We start from the raw sequence: 2,618 nt of genomic DNA, 5'->3' as shown, positions 1-2,618 counted from the left end.
CGGATCAATATCTTTCTCATCTTTATAGTGGCGATATAAATGAAGGCTGGTTTGAGGCGCAATGCAAGTCAGCGTGCAATCAAATTGAAAAAATTGTTAATGGTAATTCCAGGTTCAACGAATATTACAAGAATATTTTAACTGAAAACGATCTTGTGCTGCTCACTCGAGAGTTGATTTCTGATATCTCATTGCTTGATCAAATATCAGGCGGCCGTTTGGGCTTGGATTATCAAGTTGGCCGCGACAACTATCTATCAAGCCACCAATTCTTTCTACATGCCAAGTTCTCATACTTCACCAACAAATGCATAGCTGAAACAACTTGTAGAAATTTTAACTTCTCCACAATGCCAACTTTAATACGCCAATCTATCGAAGTTAAGTTAAAAAACATGATTGGATTGGAAAAGGTCGAGAAAGCTGGCGGTGGTTTTAAGTTTGTCCCGATAAGCTCACTACTAGATTTTTTTGCCAACAATACTGGCTTTATAGAGTTTCCTGTGTGTTTAAATTTATTGAAAGCAATCAATGCATGGACTAACACATTTATTCATACAGGCGTTGTTCCTTTTTGTTGGCAAAGCTTAGAAGCTGTTGACTTAATTGAGGATTTGTTTTCAATAAAGGATGACGCCTCAGGTTCATTGAGCTTGCATGGATTTACATACTTTAAACCAAATGTAACTATTAGCGATCTTCAGCAGGCTTTGAATGCACACTTTAAGGCTGAGTTTACATTGACTGAGAGGCGTGTAGAAGGTTGTGTAATACGCTCATAACAATGCGCTGCTGGCGGACAATTTTTCCACCGCTGTGCGGCTCCAAAATCGCCGCAAAGCTTCGCGTTAGGCAGTCGACAGGGGGCCGCTTCCAATGAAGCTCAATGTGGTTTGTTACTTGATTAAAGAAGGTATCACTGAAGATGATGCTTTAGATAAAGACAAGATATCCAAGAGGACTCCAATAGATATAAATGGAGTCCCATGTGGTCTTTATATCAAAAAATCTCGTTCCGAACCAAAATGGTCGAAGTTATTCTACGATGTAGATGGTATTGATCTAAATATTTTTAAGTCAGAAAGCGTAAGGGGGCTTTTGGTTGTAAATATTGAAAATAGGCTATTTGCTTTCACCTTCGGGCACGGGAGATCAATGTTAAAGTCATTCATGGTTGAGCGTGGATTTGGATTGCGGGTTACGCTTAATCTTGGGGACTCCGATCAGATAAAATCTATCGATAAATCAACCTTAGAAAAGGTTTCGTTAAATACGCGCTCACAAATTTCAAAAAACACAAATGTGAATGACTTTGATTTTGAATTCGATCAAGAAATATTGAAATCAATCTGCGCTGTAGTTGAGGACACTGATAGTGAGAGTTCGGAGATAGTATCAGGTTGCGACTCCGTTTCAATCAATACTGAAATCAAGTTAGATACATTCCCTGATTTAGCAAAAAGACTACTTGTGGCTTATAGAGATGATAAGTATCAACAGAGATACCCTTGGGTGGATTTTATTCAGTTTATCTCTGACCCATTACTACTTCAACAGCTAAATGAAGAAATGGCTGAACTTATAAATGAAGGGGAATATGATGACGTATGGATTTCTCCGCCAGAAGTTATCGATTACAATGATTTTTCGGGGTTTGTCTACAAAATAAGAAAAGACCAATCTCCATGCTTCCATAGCGAGCTAGATCTATCAACTTATATGGCCGAACCAAAGCCTAGGAAACCTATAACAATTGACGCATTAAAAAGAAGGGAGATATTTAAGTTTAATGCGGAAGAAAAAAATATTGGAGGCTGGCCGGTATTTCACTGCATGAATTGCGAGCTATCTCTGAATGGTGAAACATATATTTTGAATGATGGGAAATGGTACCGTATTGATAGTGAGTTTTCTGAGTCGGTCAACAACTTCTTCAATTCTTTAGACAAGTGTCAAATTGAGTTTCCTCCCTATAATGGAATGAAAGAAGGTGAGTATTTGCGAGAAATAGCCGATGGCGAGAATTTTGCGTTGCTGGATCAACAGTGGATTCATCCAAAAGGTACGGGTAATAGACTTGAATTTTGTGATTTGCTTTCTCAGTGTGATGCCTTTATTCACGTCAAGAAATATGGTTCTTCATCTGTTTTGAGTCATCTCTTCTCACAAGCATCTGTGGCGACCGATTTTCTTTTGAACGACCCCAGTGTACAGGAGCAGGTTAATAAGCACCTAGAGGAAACGTATTTGAGCGTAAATTTTAATAGTGAAGATAGTCCTCGAAAGTACAGGATTGTTCTTGCGATTATGCAAAAGAATGCCGGAGAACTTCATTTGCCGTTTTTTTCCAAAGTAAATCTTAGGCATCACGCAAGAAGACTAATTAATATGGGTTTTAAAGTTGAGCTTGCCAAAATTAACATCAATTAATTGCCTAACAAACGCGTCAATTAGGATGCTCGCAAGCTCGCACCTATTACGCGGGCTATAGAGCGTCAATTATCTTGGCCGGTTTTCCGTCAATTATCCTGGCCGGTTGATACTGATTTCTAACTACCTTCTCTCATTGCCATTTTGCGTCGGTAGCTTTCACCTTCACAGTGAAGAATGATCGCATG

Annotated in this window: 2 protein-coding genes; both read left to right on the top strand. The window is 38.9% G+C overall.

The annotated features are described in order from the left end of the window. Positions 1-782: hypothetical protein (locus DZ54_RS25360; protein WP_025675387.1), on the top strand; the 782-nt coding region annotated here is incomplete at its 5' end. 118 nt (positions 783-900) lie between these two features. Continuing rightward, positions 901-2,430, top strand: a complete 1,530-nt coding sequence (locus tag DZ54_RS0116955) for a TIGR04141 family sporadically distributed protein (protein WP_240474069.1) — start codon at positions 901-903, stop codon at positions 2,428-2,430. Positions 2,431-2,618: the final 188 nt, after the last annotated feature.

It is taken from the genome of Salinivibrio socompensis S35 (assembly GCF_000513715.1).
Classification (GTDB): domain Bacteria; phylum Pseudomonadota; class Gammaproteobacteria; order Enterobacterales; family Vibrionaceae; genus Salinivibrio; species Salinivibrio socompensis.
The sequence above is the reverse complement of the archived record's forward strand: the minus strand, read 5'-3'. Positions and strand labels throughout refer to the sequence as shown.